The sequence below is a fragment of the Streptosporangium sp. NPDC002544 genome, from assembly GCF_040295965.1.
Lineage (GTDB): Bacteria > Actinomycetota > Actinomycetes > Streptosporangiales > Streptosporangiaceae > Streptosporangium.
The window spans coordinates 25,552-41,264 of the sequence record NZ_JBEOWJ010000016.1 but is presented as its reverse complement, the minus strand read 5'-3'; the positions used below and the strand labels follow the sequence as shown (position 1 = coordinate 41,264).

At 69.7% G+C, this 15,713-nt stretch carries 13 protein-coding genes; 8 read left to right on the top strand and 5 right to left on the bottom strand.

Annotation, left to right across the window (positions count from 1 at the left end):
* Positions 1 to 4: 4 nt before the first annotated feature.
* Together ABT061_RS24095 and ABT061_RS24090 are read right to left on the bottom strand one after the other, a co-directional pair.
* The gene (locus tag ABT061_RS24095) at positions 5 to 1,750 is read right to left on the bottom strand and encodes an ABC transporter ATP-binding protein (protein WP_350921698.1); all 1,746 of its coding nucleotides are present in this window, start codon (positions 1,748 to 1,750) and stop codon (positions 5 to 7) included.
* On the bottom strand, positions 1,747 to 3,438 hold the full coding sequence (locus ABT061_RS24090; RefSeq protein WP_350921696.1) for an ABC transporter ATP-binding protein: 1,692 nt from the start codon (positions 3,436 to 3,438) through the stop codon (positions 1,747 to 1,749). The genes ABT061_RS24095 and ABT061_RS24090 overlap by 4 nt, the downstream gene beginning before the upstream one ends.
* Positions 3,439 to 3,553: 115 nt before the next feature.
* Here ABT061_RS24090 and ABT061_RS24085 point away from each other — a divergent pair, with 115 nt between their 5' ends.
* On the top strand, positions 3,554 to 3,787 hold the full coding sequence (locus ABT061_RS24085; protein WP_350921694.1) for an RNA polymerase subunit sigma-70: 234 nt from the start codon (positions 3,554 to 3,556) through the stop codon (positions 3,785 to 3,787).
* Positions 3,788 to 3,789: 2 nt separating this feature from the next.
* The gene (locus ABT061_RS24080) at positions 3,790 to 4,341 is read left to right on the top strand and encodes a Clp protease N-terminal domain-containing protein (protein ID WP_350921692.1); all 552 of its coding nucleotides are present in this window, start codon (positions 3,790 to 3,792) and stop codon (positions 4,339 to 4,341) included.
* 287 nt (positions 4,342 to 4,628) lie between these two features.
* Here the strand turns inward: ABT061_RS24080 and ABT061_RS24075 are convergent, their stop codons facing one another.
* The 3 genes from ABT061_RS24075 to ABT061_RS24065 are packed head-to-tail and all read right to left on the bottom strand — an operon-like array spanning position 4,629 to position 8,167.
* Entirely contained in the window at positions 4,629 to 5,366 is a 738-nt protein-coding gene (locus ABT061_RS24075; RefSeq protein WP_343976320.1) for a succinate dehydrogenase/fumarate reductase iron-sulfur subunit, read from the bottom strand.
* 54 nt (positions 5,367 to 5,420) lie between these two features.
* Positions 5,421 to 7,349 carry a fumarate reductase/succinate dehydrogenase flavoprotein subunit gene (locus tag ABT061_RS24070; protein WP_350921690.1) on the bottom strand — a complete coding sequence of 643 codons (1,929 nt, stop codon included), beginning with the start codon at positions 7,347 to 7,349 and terminating at the stop codon, positions 5,421 to 5,423.
* Positions 7,350 to 7,405: 56 nt separating this feature from the next.
* Positions 7,406 to 8,167 carry a succinate dehydrogenase cytochrome b subunit gene (locus tag ABT061_RS24065; RefSeq protein ID WP_350921688.1) on the bottom strand — a complete coding sequence of 254 codons (762 nt, stop codon included), beginning with the start codon at positions 8,165 to 8,167 and terminating at the stop codon, positions 7,406 to 7,408.
* A 198-nt stretch (positions 8,168 to 8,365) separates the two neighbouring features.
* On the opposite strand from ABT061_RS24065, the gene ABT061_RS24060 reads away from it, so the two are divergent.
* The 6 genes from ABT061_RS24060 (at position 8,366) to ABT061_RS24035 (ending at position 15,712) form a co-directional block, all read left to right on the top strand.
* A complete protein-coding gene (locus ABT061_RS24060; protein WP_350921687.1) occupies positions 8,366 to 9,298 on the top strand; it encodes a LysR family transcriptional regulator in 933 nt (310 codons plus the stop codon).
* 157 nt (positions 9,299 to 9,455) lie between these two features.
* Positions 9,456 to 10,610, top strand: coding sequence for a PP2C family protein-serine/threonine phosphatase (locus ABT061_RS24055; RefSeq protein WP_350921685.1), 1,155 nt, complete (start codon positions 9,456 to 9,458; stop codon positions 10,608 to 10,610).
* Positions 10,607 to 12,220, top strand: a complete 1,614-nt coding sequence (locus ABT061_RS24050) for a sensor histidine kinase (protein WP_350921683.1) — start codon at positions 10,607 to 10,609, stop codon at positions 12,218 to 12,220. The genes ABT061_RS24055 and ABT061_RS24050 overlap by 4 nt, the downstream gene beginning before the upstream one ends.
* The gene (locus ABT061_RS24045; RefSeq protein ID WP_350921681.1) at positions 12,213 to 12,662 is read left to right on the top strand and encodes a response regulator; all 450 of its coding nucleotides are present in this window, start codon (positions 12,213 to 12,215) and stop codon (positions 12,660 to 12,662) included. The genes ABT061_RS24050 and ABT061_RS24045 overlap by 8 nt, the downstream gene beginning before the upstream one ends.
* A gap of 362 nt (positions 12,663 to 13,024) precedes the next feature.
* Entirely contained in the window at positions 13,025 to 13,810 is a 786-nt protein-coding gene (gene sdhC / locus ABT061_RS24040) for a succinate dehydrogenase subunit SdhC (protein WP_350921678.1), read from the top strand.
* A gap of 9 nt (positions 13,811 to 13,819) precedes the next feature.
* On the top strand, positions 13,820 to 15,712 hold the full coding sequence (locus ABT061_RS24035; RefSeq protein WP_350921677.1) for a fumarate reductase/succinate dehydrogenase flavoprotein subunit: 1,893 nt from the start codon (positions 13,820 to 13,822) through the stop codon (positions 15,710 to 15,712).
* Position 15,713 lies beyond the last annotated feature (1 nt).

Sequence of the window (15,713 nt, the reverse complement as noted above, 5' to 3'; positions counted from 1 at the left end):
CTCGTCAGTTGGAGGTGCCGTGCCAGCTGCGCCACAGGGCCGCGTAGGAGCCTCCCGCGGCGACCAGTTCCTCGTGGGAGCCGAGCTCGCTGATGCGGCCGTCCTCCACGACCGCGACGCGGTCGGCGTCGTGGGCCGTGTAGAGGCGGTGGGCGATGGCGATCACCGTACGGCCTTCGAGGACGGCGGCCAGCGAGCGTTCCAGGCGGCGGGCCGCGCGGGGGTCGATCAGCGAGGTGGCCTCATCGAGGACCAGGGTGTGCGGATCGGCCAGCACCAGCCGGGCCAGGGCCAGCTGCTGGGCCTGGGCGGGGGGAACGTGCTCGCCGCCGGAGCCGACCGCCGTGTCGAGCCCCTCGGGCAGGGCCTCGACCCAGTCCCAGGCGTCCACGGCCTCCAGCACCTCGCGGACCCGCGCGTCGTCGGCGTCGGGCCTGGCGATCAGCACGTTGTCGCGCACCGTGCCCCGGAAGACGTGGTGCTCCTGGGTCACCAGGGCGACCTGGCCGCGCAGGTCGTTCAGGGCTAGCTCGACCAGGGGGACACCGCCCACGGTCACCGAGCCGGTGCGGGGGCCGTGGATGCCGGCGAACAGGCGGCCCAGCGTGGACTTGCCCGCCCCCGACGGGCCGACCATGGCCAGCCGCTCGCCCGGCTCGACCAGCAGGTCGATGCCGTGCAGCACGTCGTGGCCCTCGCGGTAGGCGTAGCGGACGTCGTCGGCCGCCAGCGCACTGCCCTCGGGAGCGGCGGAGGTGGCCTCGCGGTCGTCGGGCACCTCGGCGACGCCGAGCAGCCGGGCCATGGAGGCGCCGCCGACCTGGAGCTCGTCGATCCACATCAGCAGCCGGTCGAGCGGATCGATGAGCTGCTGGACGTAGAGCGTGGCCGCGGTGACCTGGGCCAGCGAGACCCAGCCCTGGACGTAGAACAGACCACCGATGACCAGCGTCGCCACGATCGGGATCACGTAGCCGAGCTCGACCGAGGGGAACCAGACGGTGCGCAGCCCCAGCGTGTAGCGCTCGGCCGCCCACGAGCGGGCGATGTCGGTGTCGGTGCGACGGTGCCGCCGCTCCTGCAGGCCCAGGGCCTCCACCGCGCGGGCGCCGCCGACCGTCTCGGCCAGCCCGTCGGTCATGTCGGCGTACGCGGCGCTCTCGCGCAGGTAACCGTCCCTGGCCCGGTTGAGATACCAGCGGGTGGAGATCCACAGGATGGGGACGGCCAGCAGCGAGGGCAGCGCGAGCAGCGGCCCGACCAGTACCAGCGCGCCGACGGTGATCAGGCAGGTGACCAGCGCGATCATCGTCTCGGGCACGGCGTGCCGTACGGTGCGCGACAGCGAGTCGACGTCACGCGAGGTCCGCGAGATCAGGTCGCCGGATCCGGCCCGCTCGACGACGGACAGCGGCAGGCCGAGCACCCGCCCGACGAACTCCTCGCGCAGCTCGGCGAGGACCTTCTCACCGAGCCTGGCCGAGGCGTAGACGGCGAACCTGACCAGCACCGCCTGGGCGACCAGGAAGCCGCCGATGGCCAGCGACACCGCGGTGACGTCGATCCCGGTGCCGTCCTGGACGCCCTGGACGAGGCCGCCGAGCAGCCACGGCACCGCCAGGCCGGCGACGGCGGCCAGGCCGTGCAGGCCCAGCGCCACGGTGAGCCCTCCGGGATATTTCAGGGTGAGCCTGCGGGCGTACGCCCGAACCTGCGCGGTGTCGGCGACAGGCAGGATCTGCCTGCTCATGACTCCTCACCCCGGGTCACGACGGCGGTGTAGCCCGGGTGGGTGGCCAGCAGTTCCCGATGCGTGCCCTCGGCGCGCACGACGCCTCCCTCGACGTAGATGACGTGGTCGGTGCGGTCGAGCACCAGCGGGCTGGTCGTGCAGACCAGCGTGGTCTTGCCCGCGCGGGCCTTGGCCAGCCGGTCGGCGATGCGGGCCTCACTGTGCGCGTCGACCGCGCTGGTGGGCTCGATGAGGATGAGCACCTCCGGGTCGAGGGTCAGCGCCCTGGCGAGCCTGAGCCGCTGCTGCTGGCCGCCGGAGAACTCCCGGCCGGCCTCGGCGACGCGCCCCTCCAGACCGCCGGGCAGCGCCTCGACGATGTCGACGGCGCACGCGGCCTGCAACGCCCGGGTGATCTCCTCGTCGGAGGCGCGGCCGGTGACGTCCAGTTCGTCTCTGAGCACCCCGGCGAACAGCTGGGCCTCGTTGTCGGCGACGAGGACGCGGCGGCGGACCTCGGAGATCGGCAGGGCGTCGAGCGCCACGTCGCCGAAGTCGACGTCGCCGTCGCTGTAGCGGCCGAGCCGGTCGGCGATGGTCACGGCCTCCTCGGGGACGGCCGCCGCGACGGCGGTGAGCATGCCGGGGCGCACCGCGACCCCGGAGGTCACGTCGCGCAGCAGGCCACCCTCCGAGCGGCCGGTGCCACCCTCAACCTCGGGCTTCAGCGCCAGGATGCGCACCACCCTGCGGGCGGCGACGTGCCCCTTGGTCAGCTTGTCGGCCGCCTCGGTGAGGGTGCGCACCGGGGCGATCAGGAAGACCGCGTAGCCGTAGAAGGCGACGAGCTGGCCGGCGCTGATCTCGCCGCGCATCGCGAAGGTCGCGCCGAGCCAGGTCACCCCGGCGATCAGCAATCCGGGCAGCAGGACCTGCGCGCCCTCCAGCATCGACTCGACGGAGGCCACCCGCACGCCGGCGTGGCGCACTCGCTGCGACTCGGCGCCGTAGCGGTCGGCGAAGACCCGCTCACCGCCGATGCCGCGGAGCACCCGCAGGCCCGTGACGATGTCGGCGGCGCGGGTGGCGAGGTCGCCCTGCAGGTCGCGGTGGTCGTTCTGGCGGCGGTGCAGCGGCTTGAGCAGGGGCGCGACGGCGACCGCCACGAGGGGCAGGCCGACCAGCACCATCAGTCCCAGTTGCGGCGAGGCGTCGATCAGGATGACGGTCACGACGGCGATGGCGACGACGGCGCCGCTGCCGCGGAGCAGGATGTCCATCGCGTTGCCGATGTGGGCGATGTCGGAGTTGCCGACGCTGACCACCTCGCCGGTGGACATGCGTTTGGGCAGGGTCGCGCCCAGCCGGGTCGACTGCCTGACGGTGACCTGGACGGTCCGGTAGGCGGCACTCAGCCAGTTGTAGACGGCCATCCGGTGCCGCAGGATGCCCATGACGGCCTGGGTGATTCCCAGGGCGAACACCACGGCACCCCAGGTGACCAGGGCCGGCAGGTCCTTGGCCGTGATCGCGTCGATGCCGTTGCCCATCGCGGCGGGTACGAGCGCCATCGCCAGCCACCACAGGATGGCGTAGCCGATGCCGAGGAGCAGCGGGCCTCGCTGCATGCGGGCCACCCACAACAGGTAACGGATCGGGCTGCGGGCATCGGGAAGGCCGGGGTCGGCGGCTGGTAAGGAGCGCATCTCACAACAAGGGTCACAAACTCCGACCTGGCCCGGCAAACGATTTTCGGCCTCACCGGCGTGTCGCCGTCAATCAGGGTTGACAAATGGACCTCGTCAACCTAAATTGACAGACATGAGTGATACGGCGCAGCTGGCATCCGACGCCGGTAGCCGCGATCCGGCCGTCGGCCTGCGGGCCGTACGGGCACTGCGGACGCTGGTCGACCGGCTGGAGGCCCTCCAGGTGGAGAACGCCAGGGACCAGGGCTGGTCCTGGCAGGAGATCGCGCACTGTCTGGAAGTGAGCCGGCAGGCGGTGCACAAGAAGTACGCGGGCGGCCGAGGGCTGCTGAGACGGAGGGACTGACCATGTTCGAAAGGTTCACCGACAATGCCCGGCAGGTGACGGTCCTCGCCCAGGAGGAGGCGCGGCGCCTGCGACACGGCCACATCGGCACCGAGCACCTGCTGCTCGGCCTGCTACGCCAGGGCGACAGCGTCGGCGCCCAGGTGCTGACCGGCCTGGGCCTCACCCACGAGCGGGCCGACGAGGCGGTCGGCCGCACTCCCCGCGCCGGCGAGCTCGACGCGGAGGCCCTGGAGACCATCGGCATCGACCTCGACGCGATCCGGGAGAAGGTCGAGGCCGCCTTCGGGCCCGGCGCCCTGGATCGCCCCCGCGACCGCAAGGCACCCCGGGGCCACGTTCCCTTCACCCCCGGCGCCAAGAAGACCCTGGAGCTGTCACTGCGGGAGGCCCTGCGGCTGAAGGACAAACGCATCGGCACCGAGCACATCCTGCTCGGCCTGGTCCGCGCGGGCACGGGGCCCGGGATGCGGGTCATCACCCAGGCGGGCCTCACCGCCGACGACGTCCGCCACGAGATCGCCCGCCACCTCGGCCGGCCGGACCGGCACTGATCCGAAGGAACCGGCCGGAGTCCTCCGGCGGTCGAATCCCAGGTGTCGTCGCCCGGCATCGGAACCGTCACCCCGGCCGCACCACCCCCTGAGCGCGTCAGGAGGCGACAGAACACGCTCTCGGCCGAACGGTCATCAGCCCCTCACCGGCCGGATGGATCACGCCGGGACGGCGCGAGCCGTACATCACTTCGGATGTACGGCTCGGTGAACCCGGGAGGGCCCGGACGATCGATCGGGACATCCGGCCCCGGGGGACGGGACCGGATGCCCGGCGACCACTTGGTCTACTTGGCGGCCCGCAGGTAGTCGTGGTTCATCTGGGCGATGGTGTCCAGCGGGATGCCCTTGGGGCAGACCGCCGTGCACTCACCGGTGTTGGTGCAGCCACCGAAGCCCTCGGCGTCCATCTGCTCGACCATCGCGACGGCACGGGAGTCGCGCTCGGGCTGGCCCTGCGGCAGCAGGCTCAGGTGGGTGATCTTGGCCGCGGTGAAGAGCGAGGCCGAGCCGTTCGGGCAGGCGGCGACACAGGCGCCGCAGCCGATGCAGGTGGCCGCGTCGAACGCCGCGTCGGCGTCGACCTTCTTCACCGGGACGCTGTGCGCGTCGGGGGCCGAACCGGCCGGGACGGAGATGAAGCCACCCGCCTGGATGATCCGGTCGAACGCCGAGCGGTCCACGACCAGGTCCTTCACCACCGGGAAGGGCGCGGCGCGCCACGGCTCGATGGTGATGACCGCGTTGTCCTCGAAGTGACGCATGTGCAGCTGACAGGTGGTGGTGGCCACCTGCTCACCGTGCGCGACGCCGTTGATGACCATGCCGCACATGCCGCAGATGCCCTCGCGGCAGTCGTGGTCGAAGGCGATCGGGTCGTCGCCCTCCAGGATGAGCCGCTCGTTGAGGACGTCGAGCATCTCCAGGAAGGACATGTCCGGTGACACGTCCTCGACCCGGTAGTTGACCATCCGGCCCTCGTCCTTGGGGCCCTTCTGACGCCAGACCTTGAGAGTGAGGTTCATACTCATGGTTCGCTTACCTCTCCTCATTCGCCGCGCGGACTGCGTCGGATGCGCTCACTTGTAGCTCCGCTGGCTCATCTTGACGTACTCGTAGTCGAGGTCTTCCTTGTGCAGGATCGGGCCCTGCTCGCCGTACTCCCAGGCCGCGACATAGGAGAAGTTCTCGTCGTCGCGCAGGGCCTCGCCGTCGGCGTCCTGCGACTCGGCGCGGAAGTGGCCGCCGCACGACTCGGTGCGGTGCAGCGCGTCGATGCACATCAGCTCGGCCAGGTCGAAGAAGTCCCCGACTCGTCCGGCCCGTTCCAGTGCCTGGTTCAGCTCGTCGGCCTCGCCGGACACCTTCACGTTCCGCCAGAACTCCTCGCGCAGCTCGGGGATCCGCTCCAGCGCCTTGCGGAGCGACTCCTCGGTGCGCTCCATACCGCAGTACTCCCACATGATCTTGCCGAGTTCACGGTGGTAGGAGTCCGCGGTGCGGTTGCCGTTGTTCGTCAGCAGCTTGTCGATCTTCTGGCGCACCTCGGCCTCGGCCTCGGCCACGTCATCCTCGTCGACCTCACCGTAGGGGCCGTTCGCGAGGTAGTCGCCGATCGTGGTCGGCAGCACGAAGTAGCCGTCGGACAGGCCCTGCATCAGCGCGGACGCGCCGAGACGGTTGGCGCCGTGGTCGGAGAAGTTGGCCTCGCCGATCACGAACAGGCCGGGGATCGTGGACTGCAGGTCGTAGTCCACCCACAGGCCGCCCATCGTGTAGTGGACGGCGGGGTAGATGCGCATCGGCTGGGCGTACGGGTCCTCGCCGGTGATGCGCTCGTACATCTCGAAGAGGTTGCCGTACTTCTTCTCCACCGCGTCGCGGCCCAGACGGCGGATCGCGTCGGCGAAGTCGAGGTAGACGCCCAGGCCGCCGGGGCCGACACCGCGGCCCTCGTCGCAGACGTTCTTGGCCGCACGGGAGGCGATGTCACGCGGGACCAGGTTGCCGAACGCCGGGTAGATCCGCTCCAGGTAGTAGTCGCGCTCCTCCTCGGGGATCGCCGAGGCCGGACGGGCGTCGCCCGCCTTCAGCGGCACCCACACGCGGCCGTCGTTGCGCAGCGACTCCGACATCAGGGTCAGCTTCGACTGGTGGTCGCCGCTGACCGGGATGCAGGTCGGGTGGATCTGGGTGTAGCAGGGGTTGGCGAACATCGCGCCGCGCCGGTGTGCCCGCCAGATCGCCGTGGTGTTGCAGCCCTTGGCGTTCGTCGACAGGAAGAACACGTTGCCGTACCCGCCGCTGGCCAGCACCACCGCGTCGGCGACGTGCCGCTCGATCTCGCCGGTGACCATGTCACGGACGATGACGCCGCGTGCCCGGCCGTCGGAGACGATCAGGTCGAGCATCTCGTGCCGGGTGTGCATCTTGACGGTGCCGGCCGCGATCTGGCGCTCCAGCGCCTGGTACGCGCCGAGCAGGAGCTGCTGACCCGTCTGGCCTCGGGCGTAGAAGGTACGGGAGACCTGCGCGCCGCCGAAGGAGCGGGTGTCGAGCAGACCGCCGTACTCGCGGGCGAACGGCACGCCCTGGGCCACGGCCTGGTCGATGATGTTCACACTGACCTGGGCGAGCCGGTAGACGTTGGACTCGCGGGCGCGGAAGTCACCGCCCTTGACCGTGTCGTAGAAGAGCCGGTAGATCGAGTCGCCGTCGCCGCGGTAGTTCTTGGCCGCGTTGATACCGCCCTGGGCCGCGATGGAGTGCGCGCGGCGGGGCGTGTCCTGATAGCAGAACGAGGTGACGTTGTAGCCGAGCTCGCCGAGGGTCGCGGCGGCCGAGCCGCCCGCCAGCCCGGTGCCCACGACGATGACGTGGAGCTTGCGCTTGTTGGCCGGGTTGACCAGCTTCGCGGAGAACTTGCGCTTCTCCCAGCGGTCCTCGATCGGGCCGTCGGGGGCCTTGGTGTCACGGATCGGCTCACCTTCGGTGTACCCCGTGCTCATCGCGGTCCTCACCCCTTGTTCTCCGTGCGGAAGACCCGCCGGGTTCGAGCTCTTGCTCACTTGATCACTCCGATCGCGACCGCCACCGGGACCGCGAGGAAGCCGATGACCAGCAGCGCCGACAGGCCCGCGGCGACGGCCTTCAGCGGGCGGTAGCTGCGGCTGCTCGCCAGGCCGAGCGTCTGGAAGGCGCTCCACAGGCCGTGGCGCAGGTGCAGGCCGACCATGACGAGGGCGAGCACGTAGAACAGGGTGACCCACCAGCGCGACGGCGCGAAGCCCTCGACCAGGCGGTCGTAGGGGGTGGCGCCGCCACCGGCCGGGTTGACCGCGCCGAACGTCAGGTCCAGCAGGTGGTAGATCACGAACAGCACGATGACGACGCCGCCGTAGCGCATGGTGTGGACCGCGTAGCCGTTCGCCCTGGACTTGCGCCTGGCCGCGTACTTGACCGGGCGGGCCTTGCTCGCCCGCCGGGCCAGGGAGATCGCCGACCACATGTGCAGGGCGACCGCGACGACCATCACGACCTCGACGACGGTCAGCAGGACCCGGTGCGGGAAGATCGGCTCGCCCATGGTCCGCAGGAAGGCCGCGTAGGAGTTGAACGACTCGGCACCGGCGAAGCTTTTGAGGTTTCCGGCCATGTGGCCGATGAGGAAGAGCACCATCACGGCGCCCGTGATGGCCATCACGGCCTTCTTGCCGTTGGAGGAGCCCAGGAAGCCGCCTTTTCGCCCGGGCTTCGCGGTCTTCGCAGTGTCCGCGGGGGGTTTCACAGACGCGGTGGCGGATCCGCGCTCAATCGTGGCAGTCACCTATGTGACGCTAGGTAAGGGGATTTATCCAAGTCCAAGTCATCGCGGATGTGGTTTCCATAGCCTGCGGCTATTACCTCTGCGTCCCCGCTGCTTCCAGTGTCGCGTCTCGCCGCCTGGTGCGAGCAATCTCACATTGTCTCTCCCACCACCACCCGCCCCGAATCCGCGGTCGGAGGGTCCGTACGCTAGGGAAACGTGCAGCTCCAGCAACTCGCCTATTTCGTGGCGGTCGCCGAGGCTCGGCACTTCACCCAGGCCGCCGAGCGGATGCGCGTAGCCCAGCCCTCGCTGAGCAAGCAGATCAAGGCCCTGGAGGCCGAGCTCGGCGCGCCGCTGTTCAGTCGTGCCCGGGGAAACGTCACGCTGACCCCCGCGGGCGAGGCGTTGCTACCGCTGGCCCGCCGCATGCTGGCCGACGCCGAGACCGCCAGGAGCGAGGTCGGCGAGCTGGCCGGGCTGCGCCGCGGCCGGGTCCGGCTGGGCGCCACACCCTCGCTCTGCGCGGGGCTGCTCGCCGACGCGCTGGCCAGGTTCCACCACACCTACCCCGGCATCGAGCTGTTCGTGGAGGAGGGCGGCTCCCGCGACCTGGTCCGCACCCTCGCCCGGGGCCAGCTCGACCTGGCGCTGATCATCATGCCGCTGCACAGCGACGACCCCGCCCTCGTCACCGAGGAGGTGCTGCGGGAGAACCTCGTCGTCGCCTCTCCCTCGACCACTCGCGCCCGCAGGTCGTACGTGCGCATCGAGGAGTTGCGCCGCCGGCCGATGGTGATGTTCAGGCGCGGATACGACCTGCGGGAGGCCACGCTCAACGCCTGCCGGCAGGCCGGGTTCGAGCCCAGGTTCGCGGTGGAGGGCGGCGAGATGGACGCCGTGCTGCGCTTCGTGGAGGCCGGGCTGGGGGTCGCGCTGGTGCCCTCGATGGTCCTGGACGGCCGCCCGGGACTTTCCGGGACGCCCCTGGCTCCTCCCGGGCTGCGCCGCACCATCGCCATCGCGCACCGCAAGGACGTCGAGCCCACCCGCGCGGCCCAGGCCTTCCGCGCGACCCTGCTCCTCTTCCTCGCCGAGGCCGCCCACGAGGGCAGCCTCCCCCAGGGACTGGACCTGATCATCCAGGGTTGACTCCCGGCGAGGACACCGTCGGGACCCCGTGCCGCTCGGTGCCTCCCCCGGTGTCCGGCGGGCGGTGAATCACCCCGCATCGGCGCCCCGGTACCTGACGTGTCGCACTATTCTACGTAGCGTCGACAGGTTCTCCCGAGCTCACGAAGAGGCGTCAGTGACCGCCCCCGCCAACGAAACGCTCACGCTTCTTCTGATCGAGGATGACGCGGGCGACGCCTTTCTCGTGGAGGAGTTGCTCGGCGAGGCGGACAACCCACCGAAGATCATCTGGGTGCGGAGCCTGGCCGAGAGCAGGGTCCGGCTGACCTCCGACGTGCAGTGCGTGCTCGTCGACCTCTCCCTGCCCGACGCGGCCGGCCTGGAGGCACTGGAGCAGGTGCTCTCGATGGCGCCGCATGCCGCCGTGCTCGTGCTGACCGGCCTGAACGACGCCCACGTCGGCGTGGAGGCGGTCGCCGCGGGCGCCCAGGACTTCCTGGTCAAGCAGGACGTGGAGGGTCGCCTGCTGGCGCGGGCGATCCGCTACGCGATGGAGCGCAAGCGCGCCGACCTGGCCCAGCGCAGGCTGGTCGAGGCCGAACTGCTCACCAAGGAGAACTCCCGCCTCGAACGCGGGCTCCTCCCGGTCCCGCTGCTGACCACGGAGGTTCTGGAACACCACGCCCGCTACCTGCCAGGACGCAGGCGCGCCCTGCTCGCCGGTGACTTCTGGGACACCGTGCAGAGCCCCGACGGCGCCGTCCACGTGGTGGTCGGCGACGTGTGCGGGCACGGTCCCGACGAGGCGGCACTGGGGGTCGCGCTCAGGATCGCCTGGCGGACCCTGGTCCTGGCCGGGCACACCGGCAACGAGCTGCTCGGCACGCTGGAGTCGGTGCTCCGCCTGGAACGCAAGTCGGCGGAGATCTTCACCACCCTGTGCATCGCCACCATCGACCCCGCGCTCAGCCACGCGCGGATGCACGTGGTCGGCCACCCGCCGCCGCTGCTGATCCGCGACGGCGCGATCGGCGTGGTGCCGGGCACCCCCTCGGGACCGCCACTGGGCATCTTCCAGGACGTGCACTGGTCGGAGATCGACGTCGCGCTCGGCGACGACTGGTCGCTGCTGCTCTACACCGACGGGCTGATCGAGGCCACCGTGGGCGGCGGACCCGACCTGCTCGGCACCGAGGGCCTGCTCAGGCTCGTCCAGGAGCAGGGCGGGATCGAACTCGACCGCCTCATCGAGCGCGTCATCGAGCTGAACCGCGACGCGCTCAGCGACGACCTGGCGACCGTGCTCATCTCCCGGAACGGGAAACGATGACTGAGCGCTCGGATCGCGGCACCAGTCCCAAGCCCCTGCCCGCGCCCACCCCCGCGAAGGGGTTCGGGAGGCTCCCGGTGGGACGCTGGTTCATGTTCGCCGGGGTGGGCATCGCACTGATCTTCATGATCTCGGCCGTCGTCACGATCAGGTCGATCGAGGACGCCCGCCAGGCCAGGGAGACCCTGGTCGACGTCATCGACCCGGCGACGCTGCGCACCCTGGAGATCTCCAACGCGCTGACCGCGCAGGAGAGCTCGGTGCGGGCGTACGGCAGGACCAACGAGGACACCTCCCTGAACGACTACCGGAAGGCGCTCGCCGAGGAGGACAGAGCGATGGCGGCGCTCACCGCGCTGGTCCCCCGGATGCCGGAGCGGCAGGCGGTCAGCGCCGAGGTCGCCCGGCTGAAGGCCGGTGGAGACGCCTGGCGGCGCGACTACGCGGAGCAGGTCATCGCCTCGGTGCCGACGCTGAAGACCGACGCCGCCCGGCAGAACGCCACGGTCAACGCCACCCGGTTCACCGAGATCCGGCAGTCCCTCTCGGATCTGCAGAGCCACCTGAGCCGGCTGCACGAGATCGGCAGCGCTCAGCTCGACCGCGGCTGGCAGGCCCTCTACATCGCGCTCATCGGGGTGGCCGGGGCACTGGTCGCGGCCGCGATCGTCTCGGCCCTCATCGTGCGCCACGCGGTGCTCCGCCCGCTGGCGGAGCTGAACGAGCAGGTGCGCGCGGTCGCCCAGGGGGACTTCGACCACAAGCTCGGGGTCGAGCATCCCTCCGAACTGGCCGAGCTGTCCGGCCACGTCGACGCGATGCGCCGCCGCATCCTCGCCGAGTGGCACCGGGCCTCGGAGACGCAGCGCAAGCTGGAGGACCAGGCGACGGAGCTGAGGCGCTCCAACAGCGAGCTGGAGCAGTTCGCCTACGTGGCCAGTCACGACCTGCAGGAGCCGCTGCGCAAGGTGGCCAGCTTCACCCAGATGCTGGAGCAGCGCTACGGCGACCAGCTCGACGATCGCGCCAAGCAGTACATCGCCTTCGCGGTCGACGGCGCCAAGCGCATGCAGATGCTGATCAACGACCTGCTCGACTTCTCCCGGGTCGGCAGGATGGGCGGCGAGCGCACCGACATCGACGCCACGGTGCCGCTCAAGGCCGCGCTGAACAACCTCGCCGCGCCGATCGAGGACGGTGGGGCGACGGTGACCCACGACGAGCTGCCCCGGGTGCACGGCAACCAGGTGCAGCTCACCCAGCTCTTCCAGAACCTCATCGGCAACGCGATCAAGTTCCACTCGCAGGACCCGCCGGAGATCCACATCGGGGTGCGGCGCGACGGGGACATGTGGGAGTTCTCCTGCACCGACAACGGCATCGGCATCGACAGTAAGTACACTGACCGCATCTTCCTGATCTTCCAGCGCCTGCACGGGCGGGACGTCTACGCGGGCACCGGCATCGGGTTGGCTCTCTGCAAGAAGATCGTCGAGTACCACGGCGGTCGCATCTGGCTGGACACCGAGGACGGCGGACCCGAGAACACCACCAGGACCGGTACGACCTTCCGCTGGACCCTTCCCTCAGGAGACACCGCTGATGAATGACCTGCGCTGGATCGACGTCCTGCTGGTCGAGGACGACCCGGGCGACGTCCTGCTGACCAGGGAGGCGTTCGAGCTCAACAAGGTCCGCAACAAGCTGCACGTGGTCAACGACGGCGAGCAGGCCATGTCCTTCCTCCGCAAGGAGGGCGAGTACGCCGACGTGCCCCGGCCCGACCTGATCCTGCTCGACCTCAACCTGCCCCGCAAGGACGGCCGGGAGGTGCTCCAGGACATAAAGGCCGACGAGAAGCTCCGCGGGATCCCGGTGGTGGTGCTGACCACGTCGGAGTCCGAGGAGGACATCCTGCGCAGCTACAACCTGCACGCCAACGCCTACGTTTCCAAGCCCGTCGACTTCGACCAGTTCATCAGCGTGGTCCGGCGGATCGACGACTTCTTCGTGACCGTCGTCAAGCTGCCCAACTCCGGCCAGCACTACTGACGGCACGCCACGCCCGGCGGCGGGATCTCCCGGTCCGCCGGGCGTCGCCCATACCGGCGGGATTCCCCGCGGGCGGGATTCCCACGCCCGTTTTCACGGCCCCCGAGACCTCCCCGTGATCGTCCACCTCGTGAGACGTCGCAGGCAGGACACCTCTGCGCGCCAACGTGACAGGAATCACACCTGGCTAGTGAAATTACCAGTGACCTCTCTCACATAACCCCCGGGCTCCGTCGTAACGTATCCCCCACCAACATGCGCGCGCACGTGTGAGCCGGCGCGACCATGGCCCAGCGCGCGGCACAACTGAAACGACCCGGACCCCAAGGCGAGCGGGGTTCGCGGGAGGTGGAGAGGTCTCGATGACCCAGACAACGGCCGAGAGCCCGGCCAGAAGGCAACGTGCGCAGATCAAGGAGCGCACCCTGCGAACCGACCCGTGGTGGCGCTATCCACTGGTCACATTCATCATCTTCACGGCATTCCTCGTCTACGCCACGTGGGCGATCTTCGACGCGAGCTACTTCGTGTCCCCATATCACGCGCCGTTCGCGTCGCCCTGTCTCGCGACGAGCTGTCCGGAGGAGGCGCGGCTGTTCGGCCTCGCCCCGTTCGGCGACTGGTACGCCCTGCCCCCGGGACTGCTGATCCTCGGCCTCCCCGCGGGGTTCCGCTTCACCTGCTACTACTACCGCAAGGCCTACTACCGGGGGTTCTGGCTCTCGCCCCCGGCGTGCGGGGTGGCCGAGCCGCACAAGAAGTACACTGGTGAGTCGCGCTTCCCTCTGATTCTTCAGAACATTCACCGTTACTTCTTCTACGCGGCGATCGTCATCGGCCTCGTCCTGGCGTACGACGCGGTGAAGGCGCTGATCGCCAAGCCGACCGGCCTGGGCACGTGGATCCTGATCGTCAACGCGATCCTCATCAACCTGTACACGCTGTCGTGCCACTCCTGCCGGCACATCACGGCCGGGCGCCTGAACCACTTCTCCAAGCACCCGGTCCGCTACCGGGCCTGGGGCATCGTCTCCAAGCTCAACGCCAAGCACCAGGAGCTCGCACTGATCTCCATGTTCAGCGTGATGGGCGCCGACATCTACGTCCGGCTGGTCGCCAAGAACATCATTCCCTTCCCGTTCGCATAAGGATCACCAGTGGAAATCGAGCGTCACGAATACGACGTCGTCGTCATCGGCGCCGGCGGAGCGGGGCTGCGGGCGGCCATCGAGGCCCGTCAGCAGGGCAAGCGTACGGCGATCGTCTGCAAGTCCCTGTTCGGCAAGGCGCACACGGTCATGGCCGAGGGCGGCGCCGCCGCGGCCATGGGCAACGTCAACAGCGACGACAACTGGATGGTGCACTTCCGCGACACCATGCGGGGCGGCAAGTTCCTCAACAACTGGAGGATGGCCGAACTGCACGCCAAGGAGGCTCCCGACCGGGTCTGGGAGCTGGAGGCGTGGGGCGCGCTGTTCGACCGCACCAAGGACGGCAAGATCAGCCAGCGTAACTTCGGCGGGCACGAGTACCCGCGGCTGGCCCACGTCGGCGACCGCACGGGCCTGGAGCTGATCCGCACCCTGCAGCAGCGGGTGGTCGCGCTCCAGCAGGAGGACGAGAAGCTCCACGGTGACGCCGAGGCGTACATCAAGGTCTTCCAGGAATGCACGGTGACCCGCCTGCTCAAGGACGGCGACGCCATCTGTGGCGCCTTCGGCTACTGGCGGGAGAACGGCAAGCTCATCCTGTTCGACGCCCCCGCGATCGTGCTGGCCACCGGCGGCATCGGCAAGTCGTACGTGGTCACGTCCAACTCGTGGGAGTACACCGGCGACGGTCACGCGCTGGCCCTGCTGGCCGGGGCGAACCTGATCAACATGGAGTTCATCCAGTTCCATCCCACCGGGATGGTCTGGCCGCCCTCGGTCCGGGGCATCCTCGTCACCGAGTCCGTCCGCGGCGACGGCGGGGTGCTGAGGAACTCCGAGGGCAAGCGCTTCATGTTCGACTACATCCCCGAGGTGTTCAAGGACAAGTACGCCACCTCCGAGGAGGAGGGCGACCGCTGGTACACCGACCAGGCCAACAACCGCCGCCCTCCGGAGCTGCTCCCCCGCGACGAGGTCGCGCGGGCCATCAACTCCGAGGTGAAGGCGGGACGCGGATCGCCCCAGGGCGGCGTCTACCTCGACGTCTCCACCCGCCTCCCGGCCGCCGAGATCATCAAGCGGCTGCCGTCGATGCACCACCAGTTCAAGGAACTGGCCGACGTCGACATCACCAAGGAGGCCATGCAGGTCGGCCCGACCTGCCACTACATCATGGGCGGCGTCGAGGTCGACGCCGACACCGGCGCGGCGGCCGTACCCGGCCTGTTCGCGGCCGGTGAGGTCTCCGGCGGCATGCACGGCTCCAACCGGCTGGGCGGCAACTCGCTGTCGGACCTGCTGGTGTTCGGCCGCCGCGCGGGCATGGGAGCGGCCTCGTACGTGGACGGTCTGGCGGCCCGGCCGAAGATCTCCGAGGAGTCCGTGGCCAAGGCGAGCGCGGAGGCGCTGGCCCCGCTGGAGCGCTCGGGCGAGAACCCGTACGAGGTCCACCACGAGCTGCAGCGGACGATGAACGAGTTGGTCGGCATCATCCGCAAGTCCGAGGAGGTCTCCGAGGCGCTGGAGGCGGTGGAGAAGCTCAAGGAGCGGGCCCAGAACGTCGGCGCGGCCGGCAACCGGATCTACAACCCGGGCTGGCACCTCGCCCTCGACCTGCGCAACATGCTCCTGGTCTCGGAGTGCGTGGCGAAGGCGGCGCTGCTGCGCGAGGAGAGCCGCGGCGGCCACACCCGGGACGACTTCCCGGTCATGTCCGCCGAGTGGCGGACCAAGATCCTGCGCTGTGCCCTCACCCCGGACGGCTCCGGCATCACGGTCGAGGAGCAGGTCCAGACCGCGATGCGGGACGACCTCATCACGCTGTTCGACCGCGACGAGCTGAAGAAGTACATCACCGAGGAAGAGCTGGCCGCCTTTGACGCGCTGGCCAAGGAGTAAC

Coding starts and splice junctions, on each gene's coding strand:
- ABT061_RS24095 (WP_350921698.1), bottom strand. CDS start 1,750: ATGAGCAGGCAGATCCTGCCTGTCGCCGACACCGCGCAGGTTCGGGCG.
- ABT061_RS24085 (WP_350921694.1), top strand. CDS start 3,554: ATGAGTGATACGGCGCAGCTGGCATCCGACGCCGGTAGCCGCGATCCG.
- ABT061_RS24080 (WP_350921692.1), top strand. CDS start 3,790: ATGTTCGAAAGGTTCACCGACAATGCCCGGCAGGTGACGGTCCTCGCC.
- ABT061_RS24050 (WP_350921683.1), top strand. CDS start 10,607: ATGACTGAGCGCTCGGATCGCGGCACCAGTCCCAAGCCCCTGCCCGCG.
- ABT061_RS24075 (WP_343976320.1), bottom strand. CDS start 5,366: ATGAACCTCACTCTCAAGGTCTGGCGTCAGAAGGGCCCCAAGGACGAG.
- sdhC (WP_350921678.1), top strand. CDS start 13,025: ATGACCCAGACAACGGCCGAGAGCCCGGCCAGAAGGCAACGTGCGCAG.
- ABT061_RS24090 (WP_350921696.1), bottom strand. CDS start 3,438: ATGCGCTCCTTACCAGCCGCCGACCCCGGCCTTCCCGATGCCCGCAGC.
- ABT061_RS24045 (WP_350921681.1), top strand. CDS start 12,213: ATGAATGACCTGCGCTGGATCGACGTCCTGCTGGTCGAGGACGACCCG.
- ABT061_RS24070 (WP_350921690.1), bottom strand. CDS start 7,349: ATGAGCACGGGGTACACCGAAGGTGAGCCGATCCGTGACACCAAGGCC.